Annotated in this window: 20 protein-coding genes; 7 read left to right on the top strand and 13 right to left on the bottom strand. The window is 75.9% G+C overall.

The genetic code is table 11. The annotated features are described in order from the left end of the window. Nucleotides 1-33: 33 nt before the first annotated feature. From ACWIZO_RS05560 to ACWIZO_RS05540, 5 genes are all read right to left on the bottom strand, one after another. Complete coding sequence (locus ACWIZO_RS05560; protein ID WP_448641512.1) at nucleotides 34-1644, bottom strand: carboxyl transferase domain-containing protein; 1611 nt, start codon at nucleotides 1642-1644, stop codon at nucleotides 34-36. A 75-nt stretch (nucleotides 1645-1719) separates the two neighbouring features. Next, the gene (locus ACWIZO_RS05555; protein ID WP_448641511.1) at nucleotides 1720-2271 is read right to left on the bottom strand and encodes a hypothetical protein; all 552 of its coding nucleotides are present in this window, start codon (nucleotides 2269-2271) and stop codon (nucleotides 1720-1722) included. After that, the gene (locus ACWIZO_RS05550; RefSeq protein WP_448641510.1) at nucleotides 2268-3164 is read right to left on the bottom strand and encodes a mechanosensitive ion channel family protein; all 897 of its coding nucleotides are present in this window, start codon (nucleotides 3162-3164) and stop codon (nucleotides 2268-2270) included. The genes ACWIZO_RS05555 and ACWIZO_RS05550 overlap by 4 nt, the downstream gene beginning before the upstream one ends. Nucleotides 3165-3231: 67 nt before the next feature. Continuing rightward, a complete protein-coding gene (locus tag ACWIZO_RS05545; protein ID WP_448641509.1) occupies nucleotides 3232-4011 on the bottom strand; it encodes a thioesterase family protein in 780 nt (259 codons plus the stop codon). A 43-nt stretch (nucleotides 4012-4054) separates the two neighbouring features. Continuing rightward, complete coding sequence (locus ACWIZO_RS05540) at nucleotides 4055-4423, bottom strand: hypothetical protein (protein WP_448641508.1); 369 nt, start codon at nucleotides 4421-4423, stop codon at nucleotides 4055-4057. Nucleotides 4424-4559: 136 nt separating this feature from the next. Here ACWIZO_RS05540 and ACWIZO_RS05535 point away from each other — a divergent pair, with 136 nt between their 5' ends. Continuing rightward, complete coding sequence (locus tag ACWIZO_RS05535) at nucleotides 4560-5552, top strand: EamA family transporter (protein ID WP_448641507.1); 993 nt, start codon at nucleotides 4560-4562, stop codon at nucleotides 5550-5552. A 15-nt stretch (nucleotides 5553-5567) separates the two neighbouring features. Here ACWIZO_RS05535 and ACWIZO_RS05530 read toward each other — a convergent pair whose 3' ends face one another. From ACWIZO_RS05530 to ACWIZO_RS05520, 3 genes are all read right to left on the bottom strand, one after another. Further along, nucleotides 5568-6281 (bottom strand): mycothiol-dependent nitroreductase Rv2466c family protein, encoded by a 714-nt coding sequence (locus ACWIZO_RS05530; protein ID WP_448641506.1) that lies wholly within the window; start codon nucleotides 6279-6281, stop codon nucleotides 5568-5570. Between the two features lie 148 nt (nucleotides 6282-6429). Next, nucleotides 6430-6969, bottom strand: coding sequence for a glutathione peroxidase (locus ACWIZO_RS05525; protein WP_448641505.1), 540 nt, complete (start codon nucleotides 6967-6969; stop codon nucleotides 6430-6432). Nucleotides 6970-6978: 9 nt separating this feature from the next. Beyond that, nucleotides 6979-7374, bottom strand: a complete 396-nt coding sequence (locus ACWIZO_RS05520) for a DUF2237 family protein (RefSeq protein ID WP_448641504.1) — start codon at nucleotides 7372-7374, stop codon at nucleotides 6979-6981. An 86-nt stretch (nucleotides 7375-7460) separates the two neighbouring features. Between ACWIZO_RS05520 and ACWIZO_RS05515 the strand changes: the two genes are divergently transcribed. Further along, complete coding sequence (locus tag ACWIZO_RS05515) at nucleotides 7461-9440, top strand: acetoacetate--CoA ligase (protein ID WP_448641503.1); 1980 nt, start codon at nucleotides 7461-7463, stop codon at nucleotides 9438-9440. Between the two features lie 73 nt (nucleotides 9441-9513). After that, complete coding sequence (locus ACWIZO_RS05510; protein WP_448641502.1) at nucleotides 9514-10527, top strand: extracellular catalytic domain type 1 short-chain-length polyhydroxyalkanoate depolymerase; 1014 nt, start codon at nucleotides 9514-9516, stop codon at nucleotides 10525-10527. On the opposite strand, the gene ACWIZO_RS05505 is transcribed toward ACWIZO_RS05510, so the two are convergent. Genes ACWIZO_RS05505 through ACWIZO_RS05495 form a run of 3 tightly spaced genes read right to left on the bottom strand, consistent with a single transcriptional unit; the run spans nucleotide 10506 to nucleotide 12348 of the window. Then, nucleotides 10506-11189, bottom strand: coding sequence for an NUDIX domain-containing protein (locus tag ACWIZO_RS05505; protein ID WP_448641501.1), 684 nt, complete (start codon nucleotides 11187-11189; stop codon nucleotides 10506-10508). The two genes, ACWIZO_RS05510 and ACWIZO_RS05505, sit on opposite strands and share 22 nt — an antisense overlap. After that, nucleotides 11186-11557 carry a DUF4406 domain-containing protein gene (locus ACWIZO_RS05500; protein ID WP_448641500.1) on the bottom strand — a complete coding sequence of 124 codons (372 nt, stop codon included), beginning with the start codon at nucleotides 11555-11557 and terminating at the stop codon, nucleotides 11186-11188. The genes ACWIZO_RS05505 and ACWIZO_RS05500 overlap by 4 nt, the downstream gene beginning before the upstream one ends. Then, a complete protein-coding gene (locus ACWIZO_RS05495; RefSeq protein WP_448641499.1) occupies nucleotides 11554-12348 on the bottom strand; it encodes a DeoR/GlpR family DNA-binding transcription regulator in 795 nt (264 codons plus the stop codon). The genes ACWIZO_RS05500 and ACWIZO_RS05495 overlap by 4 nt, the downstream gene beginning before the upstream one ends. Before the next feature lie 135 nt (nucleotides 12349-12483). Here ACWIZO_RS05495 and ACWIZO_RS05490 point away from each other — a divergent pair, with 135 nt between their 5' ends. Next, nucleotides 12484-13743 (top strand): acyl-CoA dehydrogenase family protein, encoded by a 1260-nt coding sequence (locus ACWIZO_RS05490; protein WP_448641498.1) that lies wholly within the window; start codon nucleotides 12484-12486, stop codon nucleotides 13741-13743. A gap of 66 nt (nucleotides 13744-13809) precedes the next feature. Here the strand turns inward: ACWIZO_RS05490 and ACWIZO_RS05485 are convergent, their stop codons facing one another. Further along, entirely contained in the window at nucleotides 13810-15039 is a 1230-nt protein-coding gene (locus ACWIZO_RS05485) for an MFS transporter (protein ID WP_448641497.1), read from the bottom strand. A gap of 124 nt (nucleotides 15040-15163) precedes the next feature. On the opposite strand from ACWIZO_RS05485, the gene ACWIZO_RS05480 reads away from it, so the two are divergent. Continuing rightward, a complete protein-coding gene (locus ACWIZO_RS05480) occupies nucleotides 15164-16444 on the top strand; it encodes an MFS transporter (protein ID WP_448641496.1) in 1281 nt (426 codons plus the stop codon). Here ACWIZO_RS05480 and ACWIZO_RS05475 read toward each other — a convergent pair. Further along, entirely contained in the window at nucleotides 16428-18137 is a 1710-nt protein-coding gene (locus ACWIZO_RS05475; RefSeq protein WP_448641495.1) for a glycoside hydrolase family 13 protein, read from the bottom strand. The genes ACWIZO_RS05480 and ACWIZO_RS05475 overlap by 17 nt on opposite strands. A gap of 69 nt (nucleotides 18138-18206) precedes the next feature. On the opposite strand from ACWIZO_RS05475, the gene ACWIZO_RS05470 reads away from it, so the two are divergent. Together ACWIZO_RS05470 and ACWIZO_RS05465 are read left to right on the top strand one after the other, a co-directional pair. Continuing rightward, nucleotides 18207-18953, top strand: a complete 747-nt coding sequence (locus tag ACWIZO_RS05470) for an SDR family oxidoreductase (RefSeq protein ID WP_448641494.1) — start codon at nucleotides 18207-18209, stop codon at nucleotides 18951-18953. Nucleotides 18954-19026: 73 nt separating this feature from the next. Further along, nucleotides 19027-19404, top strand: coding sequence for an FKBP-type peptidyl-prolyl cis-trans isomerase (locus ACWIZO_RS05465; RefSeq protein ID WP_448641493.1), 378 nt, complete (start codon nucleotides 19027-19029; stop codon nucleotides 19402-19404). Nucleotides 19405-19414: the final 10 nt, after the last annotated feature.

Here is a 19414-nt window from a genome sequence, read left to right as displayed (position 1 = left end):
GTTCCGGCAGGTGCGTCGTCTTCGGCACGGCGCTCACATCCGGAAGACGCCGTAGGCGACGTCGTCGAGGGGGGCCTGGGCGCACGCGGACAGCGCCAGGCCGAGGACGGTGCGGGTGTCGGCGGGGTCGAGGACGCCGTCGTCCCAGAGCCGCGCCGTGGAGTAGTAGGGGTTGCCCTGGGCCTCGTACTGCGCGCGGACCGGCGCCTTGAACGCCTCCTCCTCGTCGGCGGGCCAGTCGGTGCCGCGGGCGGCCAGCCCGTCGCGGCGGACGGTGGCCAGCACCGAGGCGGCCTGCTCGCCGCCCATCACCGAGATGCGGGCGTTGGGCCACATCCACAGGAAGCGGGGGGAGTAGGCCCGGCCGCACATCGAGTAGTTGCCGGCGCCGTAGGACCCGCCGATGACGACGGTCAGCCTGGGCACCCGGGCGCAGGCGACGGCGGTGACCATCTTGGCGCCGTGCTTGGCGATGCCGCCGGCCTCGTAGTCGCGGCCGACCATGAACCCGGTGATGTTCTGCAGGAACAGCAGCGGGATGCGCCGCCGGTCGCAGAGCTGGACGAAGTGCGCGCCCTTCTGCGCCGACTCGCCGAACAGCACGCCGTTGTTGGCCACGATGCCCACGGGGTGCCCGTGCAGCCGGGCGAAGCTGGTCACCAGCGTCGGCCCGTAGAGCGCCTTGAACTCCTGGTGCTCGCCGCCGTCGACGAGCGTGGTGATCACGTCGCGGACGTCGTAGGGCGTGCGGGGGTCGACCGGCACGAGGTCGTAGAGGTCGGTCTGCGGACGGACGGCGTCGCGCGGCGGGGCGACCTCCCAGGCCGGCGCCGCGGGCGGGGCCAGCGTCGCGACGATGCGGCGGACGATCTCCAGGGCGTGCTCGTCGTCGTCGGCCAGGTGGTCGGTGACCCCGGAGACGCGGCTGTGCAGGTCGCCGCCGCCGAGGTCCTCGGCGCTGACCACCTCGCCGGTGGCGGCCTTCACCAGCGGCGGGCCGCCCAGGAAGATCGTGCCCTGCTCGCGGACGATCACCGACTCGTCGGCCATCGCGGGGACGTACGCCCCGCCGGCGGTGCACGAGCCCAGGACGGCGGCGACCTGCGGGATGCCCCGGGCGCTCATCGTGGCCTGGTTGTAGAAGATCCGGCCGAAGTGCTCGCGGTCGGGGAAGACCTCGTCCTGCATCGGCAGGAACGCCCCGCCGGAGTCGACCAGGTAGACGCACGGCAGCCGGTTCTGCAGCGCCACCTCCTGCGCTCGCAGGTGCTTCTTGACCGTCATCGGGTAGTAGGTGCCGCCCTTGACCGTGGCGTCGTTGACGACGAGGACGCACGGCCGCCCGGCGACCCGGCCGATGCCGGTGATGATCCCGGCGCCGGGGGAGTCGCCGTCGTACATGTCCTCGGCGGCCAGCGGCGAGAGCTCGAGGAAGGGGCTGCCGGGGTCGAGCAGGTGGGCGACGCGGTCGCGGGGGAGCAGCTTGCCGCGCTCGACGTGCCGGGCCCGCGCCGACCCGGAGCCGCCGAGCGCGCGCTGCCGCAGCCGCTCGCGCAGGTCGGCGACCAGGGCCTCGTGCCGGGCGCGGGGTGGGGCCGGCGCAGCCGCGGTCACCTCCGCTGCGGCGTCGACGTCGGCTGCCATGTCGTCCTCCGGGAGGTGGGCGGGGTGGTCACCCCGGACGTTAACGGCCGTTCACGTCAGCTGTCCACGTGCCGGTCAGCCGGTCGGCGTGGTCCCCGAGGTCGGCGCCGGTCCGACGGTGGTCCGCGGCGCCTCGCCGGTGGTGGTCGGCGCGCTCGTCGTCCCCGGCGCCGACTCCTGGGTCGTCTCCCCGGGCGCCGTCTCCCCGGGCGCGGTCTCGCCGGGCGCGGTCTCGCCGGGCGCCGTCTCCCCGGGCGCCGTCCCGTCCGCCGGCTCGTCGCGGGTCGGCGTCGGCTCGCTGGTCGTGGGCCCGGTCGTCGTCGCGGGGGCCTCGCCGGTGGTGGTCGGCGCGGTCGTCGCGGGCGCCGGGGTCGTCGCCGGGGCCGGGGCCGGCGTGGTGACCCCCGGCGTACCGGTCTCCCCGGCCGGGACGACGGTCTCCGGGCGGACGTAGAGGTAGAGCAGGCCCAGGCCGAGGAACAGCACGACCAGCACCACCGTCGACGTGCGGGCGCGGCCGACGTGCCCGGGCACCCGGGGGCGGCGGGAGAGCCCGAAGCGCCCGCGCGCCGCGGGGTCGCCGCCGGCGCGCTCCTCCTCGGCCCGGGGCGTGCCCGGGACGGTCACTGCTGCGCCCCCTGCCGGGAGGGGCCGGCCGGCGTGGCCGGGTCCGGCGGCGGTGCCGGGGTGAGCGTGAGCCCGGCGCGCCGGAAGGCCAGCACGATGCGCGCCCGCAGGTCGCGGCCGACCTCGAACTGCCGGCCGGGCAGGGTCCGGGCCACCACGCGCACGTTGACCTGCTCGAGGTCGATGCTCTCCACGCCCATGACGCTGGGCTCGTCGAGCAGCAGCCGGCGCAGCCCCGGGTCGGCGAAGGCCTGCTTGCCGACGTCGCGGAGGATCTCGTTGACCCGGGTGACGTCGGCCGTCGTCGGCACCGGGACGTCGACCACCGCGCGCGCCCAGTCGCGGGAGAGGTTGACGACCTTGACGATCTGCCCGTTGGGGACGGTGACCACCTCGCCGTCGGCCGAGCGCAGCCGGGTCACCCGCAGGGTGACGTCCTCCACGGTGCCCTCGGCCGGGTCGCCGCCGCCGACGACGTTGATCGAGACGACGTCGCCGAAGCCGTACTGCCGCTCGGTGATGAGGAAGAACCCGGCGAGCACGTCGCCGACGATCCGCTGCGCGCCGAAGCCGAGGCCGACGCCGAGCACCGTGGCCGGCGCGACCAGCCCGGTGACCGGGACGCCGAGGCGGTCGAGCACGTAGAAGGCGGCCACCGTGTAGACGAGCACGATGAGCGTCCAGGTGACGACCTGGGTCAGCGAGTGGCGGTGCTTGGCCGCCTCGGAGCGGACGAGCACGTCGCCGCCGGTGGAGCGGGCGTCGATGCGGTCGGTGATCCGGGTGCCCACCCACGTGATGAAGCGGGCCAGCAGCACCGAGCCCAGGATGATCAGCACGATCTCCAGGCCGCGGCCGGCGAGCCACTCGAGCAGGTCGGTCAGTGGGCCCATGACAGGTCACGTCCTCCGGGCGGTCGACGGCGTCGTCCCATCCAACCGGCTCTCCCTGGCAGGACGCTCAGCGCGGTTCCACGAACAGCGACGCGACCGAGCGGCCGATCCGCCCCTCGACGTCGTAGAGGTCGGCGCCGCACTGGCCCGCGCCGGCCGGCCCCAGCGTCGTCGTCGCGTCCATGGCCAGCCACTCGCCCGCCGGCTGCCGGAACAGGGCGACGACGAGGTCGACGTTGGCGAACGTGGCCTCGGTCCAGTCGAGCTCTGCGGAGATGCCGCTGGCGGCGTCGGTCATGGCCAGCAGGTGCTGCAACGGCGTGATCGGCTCGCCCTCGACCAGCGCGCACAGCGGGCGGGTCCAGGCGGCCGCGGGCCCGGGTGCGGTGATCGAGCCCGCGGCCAGCCGCCACTCCAGCGACCGGTGGTAGGCGACCGGCTCGGAGAAGACGCTGAACTCGGCGGGCGCGGCGTCCTCCGGGCCCACCGGGTGGCGCCGTGCTGGGGAGACCGCCGTCGCCGCGCCGGAGCGCATCCGCCAGGCGGTGAGCCGCATGGCCGCCCGCCCGCCCGCGGTGAGCGTGGACTCGACCAGCTCGATCCGCCGGCCCGGCCGCAGCACCCGCGCCGCCACCCGCACCGGCCCGACCGGGACCGGCCCGAGGACGTCGTAGGCCAGCCGCACGGTCTGGCCGCCGGGGATGCCGCTGGCGCGCTCGGCCTCGCGCGCCAGCAGCGCGGCGGGCGGGCCGGCGTGCTGGAGACCGGGGTCCCAGGGCCCGATGGTCAGCGCGGTGGCGACGAGGCCGTCGCCGTCCGGGACGTAGAAGGCGGGGGGCAGGTCCACGCCCGGCAGTCTGCCGCCGCCCGGCCGGCGCCCCGGGCGGGGGTCAGCCGCGGCGGACCAGCCACAGCGCCGTCCCCAGCCAGGCCAGGCCGGCCGCCGCCGCCAGCGCCCACAGCCAGCGCAGCGGCTGGCCGGCGGTCGAGAACCACAGCAGGACGGCGACGACGGTCACCGCCCCGCCCAGGGACGGCGAGCGCAGCAGCGTGCCGACCGTGTCCGGGCCCGGGACGGCGAAGAACAGCACCAGCGCCACCAGGAACAGGAAGCCGCACAGCGCGGCGAGCAGGGCCGCGGTCACCCCGATCTCCGCGGGCAGCAGGAGGGCCCCGATGCCGCAGACGACCGCGCCCACCGCCAGGCCGCCCAGCGTCCGGCGGCGGCGCGGGGACCACGGGGGGCGCAGTTCGGTCACGCCCCGAGGGTGCCCGCTGCGGCTGTGGGACACCCGGGAGCGCGGTGTGGTGTCCCCGACGCCCTGGGGCGCCGACCGGTGGAGCGGCCGGGGCCGGTAGGGGGCGTCGAGCGCGACGCCCGCTACAGTCGGACGGGTGCCGCACACCCGCCGTCCCGCCGCCGGCTACCTGCTCACCGTGGCGGCGGGCGGGCTGTTCGCCGTCAACGGCACCGTGTCCACGCTCGCGCTGCAGGCGGGGGTCCCGCCGACCTGGCTGACGGCGATGCGGTGCGCCGGCGCGGCGGGAGGACTACTGGTCGCGCTGGCCGTCGTCGCCCCGCGGCGGCTGCGGGTCACCTGGCGCGAGGTGCCCTTCCTCGCCGTGTTCGGCGTGGTCGGTGTCGCGCTCACCCAGTTCCTCTACTTCGTGGCCATCGGCCGGCTGCCGGTGGGCATCGCGCTCGTCTTCGAGATGACCGCGCCGGTCGGCATCGCGCTGTGGGTGCGCCTGGTGCGCCGGGAGCCGGTGCGGCCCCGCATCTGGGCGGCGCTGGCGCTGTCGCTGTCCGGGCTGGTCCTGGTGGCGCAGGTGTGGCAGGGCGGCGGCTCGCTCGACCCGCTCGGCGTCGCTGCCGGCCTGGCGGCGGCGGTGTGCCTGGCCACCTACTACCTGATGGGCGAGCGGGGTACGGCGACCCGCGACCCGGTCGCGCTCACCACCTGGACGTTCGTGGCCGCGGGCCTGTTCTGGGCGGTCGTCGCGCCGTTCACCGCGCCGCTCGACCCGGCGGTGCTCGGCGAGCAGGTGCCGGTGTCGCTGGGCGAGGCGACCCTGCCGCTGTGGCTGCTGGTGCTGTGGATCGCCGTCCTCGGGGCGATCGTGCCGTTCTGGCTCTCGATCGCCGCGCTGCGGCACCTGCCGCCCACGACCGCCGGCCTGGTGGCCACCGTCGAGCCGGTGTTCGCCTCGGTCGTCGCCTGGCTGTGGGTGGAGCAGGTGCTCACCGGCTGGCAGGTGGCCGGCGGCCTGGTGGTGCTCGGCGGCATCGCGCTCGCGCAGACCGCCCGCACCGCCGCGCGGCCGGCGCCGGCGCCCCTCCCGGAGACGCCCGCGCCGCTCGCGCCGGGGACCCGCTCCGCCGTGTGACCCCCGCGCCGCCGGTCAGCGCTTGAGCCGACGGCTGCCCCCGTGCCAGTCCTCCTGCACCCCGACCTCGTCCTCCGTGACGCCGAAGGCGGGCAGCTGCGGGCGCTCGCGGAGGCTGCGCTTGAGCTCGGCGAAGCCCGGGAAGCGGGCCAGGTGCACCACCGACTCCCACAGCGCGACGGCCTCCTCCTCGCTCGGCAGCCGGCTGATGACCGGGCCGAAGAAGGCCACGCCCTCCGGCGGCTCGAAGTGCAGGATCGGGGTGCCGACGTCGCGGCCGGTCAGGCCCAGCGCCTCGTCGGTCTCGGCCCGGATGCCGTCGTCCCACGAGTCGTCGTCCACGGCCGAGGCCAGGTCGGCGGGCAGACCGGCCTCGCCCAGCACCGTGTCGAGGAACTCGCGGCTGGTCGCGCGCTCGGGCGGCGGCTGGCCGGCGGGGTCCTCGAAGACGTGCCGGCCGAGGGCCTCGTAGAGCGGGCCGACCGCGGCCGCGCCGTGCTCGGCCCGGGTCCGGGCGGCGACGCGGAGCAGGTGCAGCCCGGAGGTGTGGCCCGCCTCGTACTCGGGCGGGAAGTGGCTGTCGTAGTCGACGTGGGCGTTGAGCAGCCGCAGCGAGATGAACCGCCAGTCGACGTCGTACGCGCGCTGCGCGGCCACCGTGCGGACCCACTTGCTGGTCATCCACGCGAACGGGCAGACGGGGTCGAAGTAGAAGCGCAGGTCGGCCATGCCCCCATGCTGGCCCCGCGGTCGCCGTCCGGCCGCCCGAGCACCGCGCGCCCGGGCGGCGGTGAGGCCGCTGCACGGGCCGGTTCCGCGCGCCACGGGTCCGATCCGGCCCGCGGAGGACGGGACGAGCCGGTGGAGCGCGCCGCGGTCAGCGGGGGAGGAGGGCCTCGATCGCCGTCCGGACCTCCGGGGCGGCCGGGTCGGTCGTCGGGCGGAACCGGGCGACCACCTCGCCGTCCCCGGTCAGCAGGAACTTCTCGAAGTTCCACTGCACCGGCCCGGCCTCGCCCGAGCCGTCGGGGACGGCGGTCAGCTGCCGGTACACCGGGTGCGCGCCCTCGCCGTTGACCTCGACCTTCGCGGTCAACGGGAAGGAGACGCCGTAGGTGGCCGAGCAGAACCCGGCGATCTCCTCGGCGGTGCCCGGCTCCTGTCCGGCGAACTGGTTGCACGGCACGCCGACGACGGTGAAGCCGCGCGGGCCGTACTCCTGCTGCAGCTGCTCGAGCTGGGTGTACTGCGGGGTGAGCCCGCAGCGGCTGGCCACGTTGACCACCAGCGCGGGCCGGCCCCCGGTGAGCGCGCCGAGCGTGGTCTCCTCGCCCTGCAGGGTCGAGACGGGCACGGAGAGCAGGTCGGCGGCCCCCTCGCGGGGTCCCTCCCCGAGCTCGCGGGTCGTGGGGGTCACGGGGTCCTCTCAGTCCAGGCTGCTGATGTCGTCGGGCACGTCGACGGCGTGCTGGCGCAGGGCGCTGAGCGGCACGATCTCCAGCGCGCGGGCGTTGGTCGCCGCCAGGACGACGCCGGCCGCCACGCCCGCCCGGTAGGCCTGCAGCCACCGCGCGGCCACCACGCACCACCGGTCGCCCGGCCGCAGCCCCGGGAAGCCGTACTCCGGCCGTGGGGTGACGAGGTCGTTGCCGAGCTCGCGCTGGAGCTCCAGGAACTCCTGGGAGACGACGGCGCACACCGTGTGGCTGCCCACGTCCTGCGGGCCCGTGCGGCACGAGCCGTCGCGGTAGAACCCGGTGAGGGGCTGGGTGCCGCACGGCTGCAGCTCGCCGCCCAGCACGTTGCGCTCCGGCTCGGTCACGGTGAGATCGTCGCAGAGGAGAGGGTGCCGCCGCCCCCCGCCCGCCCGGCCACCCGGCGCGCGCAGGCCGGTGGCAGGGTGCTGCTGTGACCGCTGACACCTCCGCCGCCCCGGTGCTCTGGCAGCCCACCCCGCAGACGAGGGAGGCGACCCGCCTCGCGGCCTTCGCCCGCGACGCGGCCGCCCGCCGCGGGCTGGACCTCGACCCGACCGACTACGACGCGATCTGGCGCTGGTCGGTCGAGCACCTCGACCAGTTCTGGGCCGACGTGGCCGTGTGGTCCGGCGTGCTGCCGCGGGTCCCCGACGACCAGGTGCTCACCCGCCGCGAGATGCCCGGCGCCGAGTGGTTCCCCGGCACGACGGTGAACTACGCCGAGCAGGCGCTGCGGCACGCCACCGACGAGCACCCGGCGCTGATCGCCGTCGCCGAGGACGCTGAGCCCACCGAGGTGTCGTGGGCGCAGCTGCGCGGGCAGGTCGGCGCGTTCGCCACCACCCTGCGCCGGCTGGGCGTGCGGCGCGGCGACCGGGTCGCGGGCTACCTGCCCAACGTCCCCGAGGCGGTCGTGGCCTTCCTCGGCGCCGCGGCGATCGGCGCGGTGTGGTCCTCCTGCGCACCCGACTTCGGCACCCGCGCCGTCCTCGACCGGTTCGCCCAGATCGAGCCCACCGTCCTGGTCGCCGTCGACGGCTACCGGTTCAACGGCAGGGAGTTCGACCGCCGCGACGTCGTCGCGGAGCTGCGCGCTGCCCTGCCGACCGTGACGGCGACGGTCGCCGTGCCCCGGCTGTTCCCCGACGAGGTGCCCGACGGGGCGCTGAGCTGGGCCGACGCCGTCGCCGACCGGCAGGACCCGGTGTTCGAGGCACTGCCGTTCGAGCACCCGCTGTGGATCGTCTACTCCTCGGGCACCACCGGGCTGCCCAAGGGGATCGTGCACGGGCACGGCGGCGTGGTCCTCGAGGAGCACAAGCAGCTGGGCCTGCACGGCGACGTCGGCCCCGGCGACCGCTTCTACTGGTACGCCTCCACCGCCTGGATCATGTGGAACATCGCCACCTCGGCGCTGCTGCGCGGCGCGACCGTGGTCGTCCACGACGGCGCACCGGCGTACCCCTCGGTCGACGCGCAGTTCGCCCTCGCCGCGCGCACCGGCATCACCTACCTGGGCACCAGCGCCGGGTACCTCATCGCCTGCGAGAAGGCGGGCATCCGGCCGGGGGAGACGCACGACCTGTCGGCGCTGCGGGTCATCGGGTCCACCGGCTCCCCGCTGCCCGCGTCGGCGTTCCACTGGGTCTACGACGCGGTGGGCGGCGACGTCTTCCTCAGCTCGGCGTCCGGCGGCACCGACGTCGCCACCGGCTTCATCGGCAGCACGCTGCTCCTCCCGGTGACCGCCGGCGAGCTGCAGCGGCCGATGCTCGGTGTCGCGGCCGCCGCGTGGAACGAGAGCGGCGAGCCGGTCGTCGGCGAGCTGGGCGAGCTGGTCATCACCGAGCCGATGCCCTCCATGCCGCTGTACTTCTGGAACGACCCCGAGGGCACCCGCTACCGCGAGTCCTACTTCGAGCCGTGGCCGGGCGTGTGGCGGCACGGCGACTGGATGGAGGTCACCGACCGCGGCACCTGCGTCATCACCGGCCGGTCGGACTCCACGCTCAACCGGGGCGGCGTGCGCATGGGCACCGCCGACATCTACGCCGCCGTCGAGGGCTTCCCGGAGGTCGCCGACTGCGTCGTCCTCGGCGTCGAGCAGCGCGACGGCGGCTACTGGATGCCGCTGTTCGTCCAGCTCACCCCCGGCGCCGAGCTGACCGACGACCTCCGCGACCGCATCCGCGCCGCCATCCGCAGCTCCGCCAGCCCGCGGCACGTGCCCGACGAGATCCTCGTCGCGCCCGGCGTGCCGCACACCCGCACCGGCAAGCGGCTGGAGGTGCCGCTCAAGCGGCTGTTCCAGGGCGTGCCGCCCGAGAAGGCGGTCAACCCGGGGGCCGTGGACGACGCGTCACTCGTCGAGCACTACGTGGCGCTGGCCCGGGAGCGCGGCGCCCGCTGAGGGAGGACGGGGCCCTGCAGCGCGGCCCGTCACCGGCGTCCTACCGTCGGTGACCCGAGACCGAGGAGGCCCCGTGCGACGCCGTCCCCTGCTCCGAACGTTGCTGGTCCCCGCCCTCGTGGCCGCCGGCCTGCTGAGCACGGGGGCGATCCCGGCGGCCGCGGCCGGGCCCCCGGTCCGGGTCGCCGACTTCGGCGCCAACCCCGGCGCGCTGCAGATGTACGCCCACCGACCGGCCGGGCTGCCCGCGGGCGCGCCGGTCGTCGTCGCCCTGCACGGCTGCACCCAGGACGCCGCCGGCTACGCCCTCGGCTCGGGCTGGCCGGAGCTGGCCGACCGGTGGGGCTTCACCGTCGTCCTCCCGCAGCAGGTCGCCGCCAACAACGCCAACCGGTGCTTCAACTGGTTCCAGCCCGGCGACGTCACCCGCGGCCAGGGCGAGGTGGCCTCGATCCGCAGCATGGTGGCGCACGCGGTCACCGCGTCTGGCGCCGACCCGGGGCGGGTCTTCGTCACCGGGCTGTCGGCCGGGGGCGCGATGAGCGCGGCCCTGCTCGCCGCCTACCCCGACGTCTTCGCGGCCGGCGCGGTCATCGCCGGCGTCCCCGTCGGCTGCGCCGACGACCTGCTCACCGCGCTCGCGTGCATGACCGTGTCCGGGCAGCGGACGCCGGGGCAGTGGGCGGACGCGGTCCGCGCGGCAGCGCCGGCGGGGACGACGGAGTGGCCGGAGGTCTCCCTCTGGCAGGGGACCGACGACCGCACCGTGAACCCGGCCAACGCGCTCGACCTGCGCGACCAGTGGACGGCGGTGCACGGCCTCCCGCAGGTGCCGTCGTCGACCACCGCCCTGCCGGCCGGCACCATCCGCGCCCGCTACGCCGACGCGGACGGCACCGCGCGGGTGACCACTTACACCGTCGCCGGGATGGGCCACGCCACGCCGAACGACCCCGGCACCGGCCCGCGGCAGTGCGGGCGGCCCGGCCAGTACTTCGCCGACACCGTCTGCTCGAGCTGGTACGACGGCGTGAGCTGGGGCCTCGACCAGCCCGGCGGCACCCCCTACCGCCCGCCCCGGCTCTGACGGTCCCGGAACGGCCCGTGCAGCACCGCCCACTGCAGCAGCAGGATGGTCTTGGCGTCGGCGATCCGGCCGTCGTCGACCATGGCCAGCGCCTCGTCGACGTCGAGCTCGAGCACCTCGATGTCCTCGCCCTCCTCGGCGAGTCCGCCGCCGGCGCTCACCCGGTCGGCCGGGGTGTAGGGCGCGGCGAAGAACGCCAGCCGCTCGGTCACCGACCCCGGGCTCATCCACACGTCGGGCAGCCGGGTCAGCGCGCCCACCGCCACCCCGAGCTCCTCGGCGGCCTCCCGGCGGACGGCGGTCTCGGGGTCGTCCTCGTCGAGCAGCCCGGCCGCGGCCTCGACCAGCACCCCGTCGAGGGAGCCGTTGACGTAGGCGGGGAGGCGGAACTGCCGGGTGAGCAGCACCGTCCGCCGCGCGGTGTCGTAGGGCAGCAGGGTGGCGCCGTTGCCGCGGTCGTGGGTCTCGCGCTGTTCGGTGTGCCAGGCGCCGTCGCGCCCGCGCCGGTCGAACGTCGTCCGCCGGTTGACGTACCAGGAGCTGGAGAGCACCTCGACGTCGCGGACGACGACGTCGGGGTTGCCGGTCAGGTCGCGGCCGGCCCGGTCCAGCCCGGTGCGGCCGCGCGCGTCGGGGACGTCGACCCCCACGACGCCGGTCACCGCGCCACCGCCGGCACCTGGTCGAGGCCGGTGTAGACCGCGGCACCCCGGGCCCGGGCGAGCGCGACCATCTCGTCGGACCCGGCCGAGGCGCCGGGCAGCCGCAGGACGGCGTCGACCCGCTCCACCAGCCGGCGGCCCATCGGGTGGAACACCTCGTCGAAGGCGGCGTCGCCGACCCGGGTGGACCCGGCGAGCTCCGCCAGCGGCAGGGCCAGGTCCTCCCCGTTGACGGCGAGGTGTCCCGCGCGGAACAGCGCCAGGCAGGCCTCCCGGATGGCGCGGTGGTTGGCCGCGATGCGGTCGGGGTCGTCGCCGGTGCCCCCGCGGTAGGGGCCGGCGACCAGGATCATCAGGGGCTGGTTCACGCGAGCAGGACCTCCACGTCGGCGTTCTCGAGGGCGGCGAGGGTGTCCTGCGCCGCGGGGGTGAGCCGGGGGTCGCCGGCGCTGGCGTCGGTGACCAGGCGGCCGACGGCGCCCAGCGGCGCGACCGCGGCGAAGGCGCGGACGCCGAGCTTGGAGGCGTCGGCGACGACCAGGCTGCTGCGGGCCTGCTGCAGGGCGACCTGCTTGACGGCGGCGTCCTCCAGCGTGAACTCCGACCAGCCGGCCTCGGCGCTGACCGCCCCGATCGACATGACGAACAGGTCGAAGGTGAGCTGCCGCAGCACCGCGGCGGTGAGCGGCCCGGCCAGGCTGCGCTCGCCCGGCCGGGACTCCCCGCCCACGACCAGCAGCCGGACGCCGGGCCGGTCGGCCAGCGCCTCGGCCACGGGCAGGCTCAGCACGGCGGCGGTGAAGGGGCCCTCGCCGGCGGCGGCGCGGTCGGCCAGTGCCCGGGCGACGTGCACGGTCGTCGTCCCGGCGTCGAGCAGGACGGTGGCGCCCGGCGCGACCAGCGCGGCGGCGGCCCGGCCGATGCGGTCCTTGAGGCCGGCCTGCCAGCCGGCGCGGGCGGCGAACCCGGCGGCGCTCTCCGGCTCGGCGACGGCGACCGCGCCGCCGCGCACGCGCTCGACCAGGCCGCGCGCCTGCAGGGCGTCGAGGTCGCGGCGGACGGTCATCTCCGAGACGCCCAGCCGGGCGGCGAGGTCGGCCAGCGACGCCCGCCCGGCGTTGCGCACCAGCCGCAGCGTCACGTCGAGTCGGTCGGCCACGGTGCTTTCCTACCATCTGTGTGTGAGGTCTGTGAAGTGCTCGTGAGATGGTGGCGCCGGCACAGCCGTCGAGCGGACCGCGACGGCGGCCCGCAGGGTGGAAGCGACCGCACCGCCGAGGAGAGGCCCGCGACGATGACGTCGACCCAGGACCGCCCCACCGAGCTGCTCGAGCCGGAGCCGCCGGCCCTGCTGCCGCCCTGGCACACGCCCGAGCGCGAGGCCCTGCAGCAGCAGGCCCGCCGTCTGGCCTACGACGAGGTGCTGCCGGTGGCCGACGAGCTCGATCCGAAGAAGGGGCTGCTCCCGGAGTCGCTGCTCGGGCGCCTGGCCGAGCTCGGGTACTTCGGCATCACCGTCCCGGCCGAGCACGGCGGCCTGGGGCTGGGCGTCTTCGAGTACTGCATGGTGTCCGAGGAGCTGGCCCGCGCGTGGATGAGCAGCGCGAGCATCCTGGCCCGCTCCCAGGGGCTGGGCGCCGCGGTGCCCGACGCCGGACGCCGCGCCGACCTGCTGCGTCGCAGCGCCCGCGGCGAGTGGATCGGCGCGATCGCGCTGTCCGAGCCCGACGCCGGCTCCGACCTCGCCGGGGTGCGCACCCGCGCCGTCCGCGAGGGCGACGAGTGGGTGGTCACCGGCCACAAGCGCTGGTGCGGCAACGCCGAGGCCGCCGACTTCATCCAGGTGCTGGTGCGCGTGCGCGACCCCGAGCCCGGGGAGTCCCGGTCCCGCGGGCTGACCAACCTGCTGCTGGAGAAGGAGCGCGGCTCGTTCCCCGAGGGGCTGACCGGGACACCGATCGACAAGGTCGGCTACCACGGCTTCCTCACCTGGGACCTCGTCTTCGACGGCGTCCGCATCCCCGCGGGCAACGAGCTCGCCGACCCCGGCAGCGCCGGCGGCGGCGACGGCCCGGAGAGCGCGCGCGCCGGGTTCGCCGAGGCCCAGCGCTTCCTCAACACCGCCCGTGTGCACACCGCCGCCCGCGCCGTCGGTCTGGCGCGCGCCGCGCTCGAGGACTCGATCGTCTACCTGCAGGAACGCGAGCAGTTCGGCCACCCGATCGGCGACTTCCAGGCGCTGCGCTTCGCCGTCGCCGAGATGGCCGCCCAGGTCGAGCAGTCGCGCGCCTTCTACCGGCAGGTCGCCCACCTGATCGACGTGGGCGTGCGCTGCGAGCGGGAGGCGTCGATGGCCAAGCTGGAGGCCACCGAGATGGCCGTGCGGGTGACCAACCAGGCCATGCAGCTGCACGGCGGCAACGGCTACACCACCGAGCGCCAGGTCGAGCGGCACTGGCGCGACGCCCGCCTGACCACGATCTTCGAGGGCACCAGCGAGATCCAGAAGCGGATCATCAGCGACCGCCTGCTGCCGCGCAGCCCGCTCACCTAGTGCCCCTGCCGACGGTCGTGCTCTGCCCACACCTGTGGGCAGAGCACGACCGTCGGCAGGAGCGGTTCAGGCGGCTGCGTCGGCGTGCGCCAGGTGGCCGAGCTCGCGCCACAGGAGCGCGAGCAGCACCGCGGACCCGGCGAAGGCGAACCAGAACGGGCCGGTCACCCCCCAGATCCGCGCGAGGACCCCACCGAGGGCCTGCCCGACCAGGATGCCGCCGAACACGCCCATCGCGTACAGGCTCCCGACCCGCCCCTGCAGCCCGGCCGGCACCGCGCGCATCCGCACCGTGCGCGACGTCGTCCCCCACACGAACGCGTGCGCCCCGAAGACGGCCAGCACCGCCATCGCCACCCACGGGGTGCGGGTCAGCGCCAGCCCGAGGTGGGTGAGCGTCTCGATGACCAGCCCCACGCGCATCAGGGAGGCCAGGCCGACGTGCCGCTCGAGCCAGTCGTAGGACGCCGTCCCCGCGATCCCGCCGACGGCGACCATCGTGGTGAGCAGCCCGAAGCCGGCGGCGCCCAGACCGAGCCGCTGGCCGGCGTAGAGCACCAGCACCGACCAGGCGGCGCCGTAGGTGACGTTGAACAGGACGATGGTGAGCGTCAGCGTGCGGACGGCGGGGGCGTGCCACGTCCAGCGCAGCCCCTCGACGACGTCGTGCCGCACCGACGCGCGCTCCGCCGGCCGCGCCACCGCCGGCAGCCGCATCCGCGCCACCAGCACCGCCCCGAGCGCCACCAGCACCGCCTGGGCGAGGAACGGCCAGGCGGCGCCGGCCACGAACAGCACGCCGCCGACGGCCGGGCCGGTCAGCTGGTTCATCGTCAGCGTGCCCGTGATGAGGCGGGCGTTGCCGATGCCGAGGTCGGCGCGGGGCACCACCATCGGCAGCAGGGTCCCCGACGCGGTGTCGGCGAACACCTCCGCGGTGCCCAGCACGAACAGCACCGCGAGGACGGTGGCGATCCCGACGGCGCCCGTGGCCAGCGCGAGCACCAGGACGGCGAGCACGCCGGCCCGAGCGAGGTCGACGCAGACCACCAGCACGCGGCGGTCGACCCGGTCGGCGAGGACGCCGGCGTGCAGGCCGAACAGCAGCCACGGCAGCTTCTGGAGCAGGGCGGCCAGCGCGACGAGCAGCGGATCGCTGGTCAGGCCCGCCACGAGCAGCGGCCCGGCGGCGACCGCGATGCCGTCGCCGAGGTTGCCGGCCCACGACGACGCCACCAGCCAGCGGAACGACGGGCCCATCCGGGCCGGCAGCACCGCCTCGACCAGTCCCCCCACGAGCCCGGACCGTAGCCGTCCGGATGCGGGCCGTCGTCCGAGAAACCGGGTGCCCGCTGTCGGTGCCCTCCGCGAGCATGGGGCTCCGGGCGCGACGGTGCGCCCGCCGACGACGGAGGGGGAGATGGCCAGGCTGCCGCGCGCGCTCGCGCCCCTGCGCTCCCGGGACTACCGGCTGCTGGCGTCGTCCATGGGCCTGTCGCTGTTCGCGCAAGGCCTGTGGACCGTGGCGCTCGTCTGGCAGGTCGTCGACCTCGGCGGCGGGCCGGGCGCGCTCTCCCTGGCCACCTCGCTGCAGGCCGCCGGCATGCTGGCCAGCACCCTGGTCGGCGGCGCGCTGGCCGACCGGGTGCCGCAGCGGCGCATCCTGCTCGGCGTCGCGCTGCTGCAGACGGCGGCGGTCGGGACGGTCGCGCTGATGTCGCTGGCCGGCGTCCTGGCGCTCGGGCCGCTGGCCGCCGCGGCGCTGGTCGGCGGGGTCGCGACGGGTCTGTACTACCCGGCCTACTCGGCGCTCGTGCCCGGCGTCGTCCCGCCGGGGGAGCTGCTCGCCGCCAACGGCCTGGAGGGCGTCGTCCGGCCGGCGCTGGCGATGGCCGCCGGCCCCGCGGTCGGCGGACTGCTGGTGGCGGTCCTCTCACCCGGCGCGGCGCTGGCCGCGACGGCGCTGACCTCGGCCGCCGCGGCCGGTTGCGTGGCGGCGCTGCCGACGCTGCCGGTCCGGCGGGAGGGCGAGCACCCGGGGCTGCTCACCGACGTCCGCGAGGGCGTGGCCTACATGGTCGGCACGCCGTGGCTGCTGGCCACGCTGCTGTTCGCCTCGCTGATGGTGCTGCTGATCATGGGTCCGTTCGAGGTCCTGGTGCCCTTCGCGGTCCGGGACCGGGCCGGCGGTGGCCCGGCCGAGCACGCCTGGGTGCTGGCCGCGTTCGGCATCGGCGGCGCGCTCGGGTCGGCCGTCGTCGCCTCGTTCCGGCTGCCGCGCCGCTACCTCACGGTGATGAACCTGCTGTGGGGCGCCGGCTGCGTGCCGCTGGTGGTGTTCGGCGCGACGTCGCAGCTGTGGGTGATGATCGCGGCGGCCGGGCTGCTCGGGGCGGCGTTCGAGGCCGGCACGGTCATCTGGGGCACGCTGCTGCAGCGGCGGGTGCCCCCGGCGCTGCTGGGGCGGGTGTCCAGCCTCGACTTCTTCGTCTCGATGGCGTTCATGCCGCTGTCGATGGCGCTGGCCGGCCCGGTCAGCCAGACGGTCGGCCTGACCGGCACGTTCCTGCTGGCCGGGCTCGTGCCGCCGGTGCTCGCCGTCGCCGCCGTCCTGGCCTGGCGGCTGCCCGACGACGAGCTGGCCCACCCGCTCGACGAGCCCGCGGACCGGCCCGCCGAGCGGGTCACCGAGCCGGCCTGAGCACCCGGGCCTCCCACGGCCGCAGGACGGCGGGGTCGTCCTCGGGCAGGTTCCCGAGGACGACCCCGGCGCCCACGGCCTCCGGGAGCAGCCCGGCGAGGTCCTGGACCGACCCGCCGAGGTTGCAGACGACCAGCAGCGTGTCGCCGTCCAGGGAGCGGGTGAACGCGTACACCTCGTCGTGCTCGGGCAGCAGCATGGTGAAGTCGCCCAGCGCCACCACCGGGTCCTCGTGCCGCAGCGCGATCAGCCGCCGGTGGTGGGCGAACACCGAGCCCGGGTCGGCGCGCTGGGCCTGCGCGTTCCACTCGGCGTGGTCGGGGTTGACCGCGATCCACGGCGTCCCGGTGGTGAAGCCCGCGTGGGGCGAGGCGTCCCACTGCACCGGCGTCCGCGCGTTGTCCCGGCTCATCCGGCGCATCGCGGCGAGCACGTCGCCCGCGTCGGCGCCGTGCGCGACGGCCTGCACGTGGTGGTTGAGCGACTCGACGTCGCGGAACTGCTCGAGCGCGGTGAACGGGAAGTTGGCCATCCCGATCTCCTCGCCCTGGTAGACGTAGGGCGTCCCGCGGTGCAGGTGCAGCAGCGTGGCCAGGCAGGTCGCCGAGTCGCGCCGGTACCGCGGTGAGTCGTCGCCGAAGCGGGAGACCGCCCGCGGCTGGTCGTGGTTGTCCCAGTAGAGGGAGTTCCAGCCGACCTCGGCCAGCCCGGCCTGCCAGCGGCCGAAGGAGGCCTTGAGGTCGCGCATCCGCAGCGGTCGCGGGCGCCACTTGGAGTCGTCGAAGTCCAGGCCGACGTGCTCGAACTGGAAGACCATGTCCACCTCGCCCCGCGCCGGATCGGTGAACAGCCGCGCCTCCTCCACGGTCACGCCGGGCATCTCGCCGACGGTCAGCAGCCGGTCCGGCCGCCCGGCGAACACCTCGCGGTGCATCTCCTGCAGGAACTCGTGGATCCGCGGCCCGCAGAGGAAGGACGCCGACCCGTCGCCGTAGGGGACACCCGGCAGCGGCGGCCCGTCGTGCAGCGAGCCGTCCGGGGCGACGTCCTTGCTGATCATGTTGATGACGTCCATGCGGAAGCCGTCGACGCCGCGGTCGAGCCAGCGCCGCATCATCGCGTACACCGCCTGCCGGACCTCCGGGTTCTCCCAGTTGAGGTCCGGCTGCTTCGCGGCGAACAGGTGCAGGAAGTACTCGCCGCTGGCCGGGTCGAGCTCCCACGTCGGCCCGGAGAAGAACGAGTGCCAGTTGGTCGGCTCGGCGCCCGGCGCGCCGGGGGCCATCCCGGGGCGCGGCGGCCGCCACCAGTACCAGTCCCGCTTGGGGGAGTCCGGGGACGAGCGCGACTCGACGAACCACGGGTGCTCGTCGCTGGTGTGGTTGACCACCAGGTCCATCACCAGCCGGATCCCGCGCGCGTGCAGGCCGGCGATCAGCTCGTCGAACTGCCCGAGCGTGCCGAACAGCGGGTCGACGTCCTCGTAGTCGCTGATGTCGTACCCGTTGTCGGCCTGCGGCGACGGGTACACCGGGGAGAGCCACACGACGTCGACGCCGAGGTCGGCCAGGTGGTCCAGGCGCTGCAGGATGCCGCCGAGGTCGCCGATCCCGTCGCCGTCGGAGTCCTGGAACGAGCGCGGGTAGACCTGGTACACGACGGCGCGGGTCCACCACGGGGGTTGCTCGGGCACGGCTCCCAGCCCAGCACGGCGCGCAGCGCCCCGCACCCGCTGCGCCCCCACCCGCTACGGTCGCCGACCGTGCCCCCTGGAGTGCTGCTCGTGACCGGCGGGAGCCGCGGCATCGGCGCCGCGACGGCGCGCGCCGCCGCGGCCGCCGGGTGGTCGGTGGCCCTGACCTACCGGGAGGACGACGCGGCGGCCGCGGCCGTGGTGGCCGACGTCGAGGCCGCCGGCGGGACCGCCACGGCCGTGCGCGCCGACGTCTCGGTGGAGGACGACGTCCTCGCCGCGTTCGCCGCGGCCGACGCCCTCGGGCCGGTGACCGGGCTGGTCGCCAACGCCGGGATCGTCGGCGCGCGGGCGCGGGTCGACGAGATGAGCGCCGAGCGGGTGCAGCGGATGCTGGCGGTCAACGTGCTCGGCGCCGTCCTGTGCTGCCGGGAGGCCGTGCTGCGGATGTCGACGCGCCACGGCGGGCCCGGCGGCTCGATCGTGCTGGTCTCCTCGGCGGCCAGCCGGCTGGGCTCGCCGGGGGAGTACGTCGACTACGCCGCGAGCAAGGGCGCCGTCGACACCCTCGGTCTCGGCCTGGCCCGCGAGGTGGCCGGCGAGGGCGTCCGGGTCAACGTCGTCCGCCCCGGGATCATCGAGACCGACATCCACGCCAGCGGCGGCCAGCCCGACCGGGTCGCGCGGATCGGGCCGTCGGTGCCGATGGGCCGGGCGGGCCTGCCCGGGGAGGTGGCCGCGGCGGTGCTGTGGCTGCTCGGCGAGGGCTCCGGCTACTGCACCGGCAGCCTGCTCGACGTCTCCGGGGGCCGCTGAGCGCCGCGGCCGGGCCGCTGTTTGGATGGGCGGGACCCGTCGGGACCACCCGGCACCGACCCGAGGAGCACCGATGTCCCAGCCCACCCGCCCCGACGTCGAGCCGCCGACCGGCCCCGCGCCCGACGACCTGGTGATCGAGGACATCACCGTCGGCGACGGCCCCGAGGCCAAGGCCGGCGACCTGGTGAGCGCCCACTACGTCGGCGTCACCCACGACGGCGGCGAGCAGTTCGACGCCTCCTGGGACCGCGGCGACCCGCTGGAGTTCCGGCTCGGCGTGGGCATGGTCATCCAGGGCTGGGACGAGGGCATCCAGGGCATGCGCGTCGGCGGCCGGCGCCGGCTGACGATCCCGGCGCACAAGGCGTACGGGGAGCGCGGGGCCGGCGGCGTCATCAAGCCCGGCGCGACGCTGGTCTTCGTCGTCGACCTCGTCGGCATCCGCTGACCGGGTCGGT

The organism is Geodermatophilus sp. URMC 63, from assembly GCF_053502565.1.
Note: the sequence above shows the minus strand (reverse complement) of the source record. Positions and strands in the feature narration are given on the sequence as shown.

What these genes read in the sequence shown, in the direction of transcription:
- ACWIZO_RS05560 (WP_448641512.1), bottom strand. Translation starts at nt 1,644, where the DNA reads ATGGCAGCCGACGTCGACGCCGCAGCGGAGGTGACCGCGGCTGCGCCG.
- ACWIZO_RS05550 (WP_448641510.1), bottom strand. Translation starts at nt 3,164, where the DNA reads ATGGGCCCACTGACCGACCTGCTCGAGTGGCTCGCCGGCCGCGGCCTG.
- ACWIZO_RS05530 (WP_448641506.1), bottom strand. Translation starts at nt 6,281, where the DNA reads ATGGCCGACCTGCGCTTCTACTTCGACCCCGTCTGCCCGTTCGCGTGG.
- ACWIZO_RS05490 (WP_448641498.1), top strand. Translation starts at nt 12,484, where the DNA reads ATGACGTCGACCCAGGACCGCCCCACCGAGCTGCTCGAGCCGGAGCCG.
- ACWIZO_RS05480 (WP_448641496.1), top strand. Translation starts at nt 15,164, where the DNA reads ATGGCCAGGCTGCCGCGCGCGCTCGCGCCCCTGCGCTCCCGGGACTAC.
- ACWIZO_RS05465 (WP_448641493.1), top strand. Translation starts at nt 19,027, where the DNA reads ATGTCCCAGCCCACCCGCCCCGACGTCGAGCCGCCGACCGGCCCCGCG.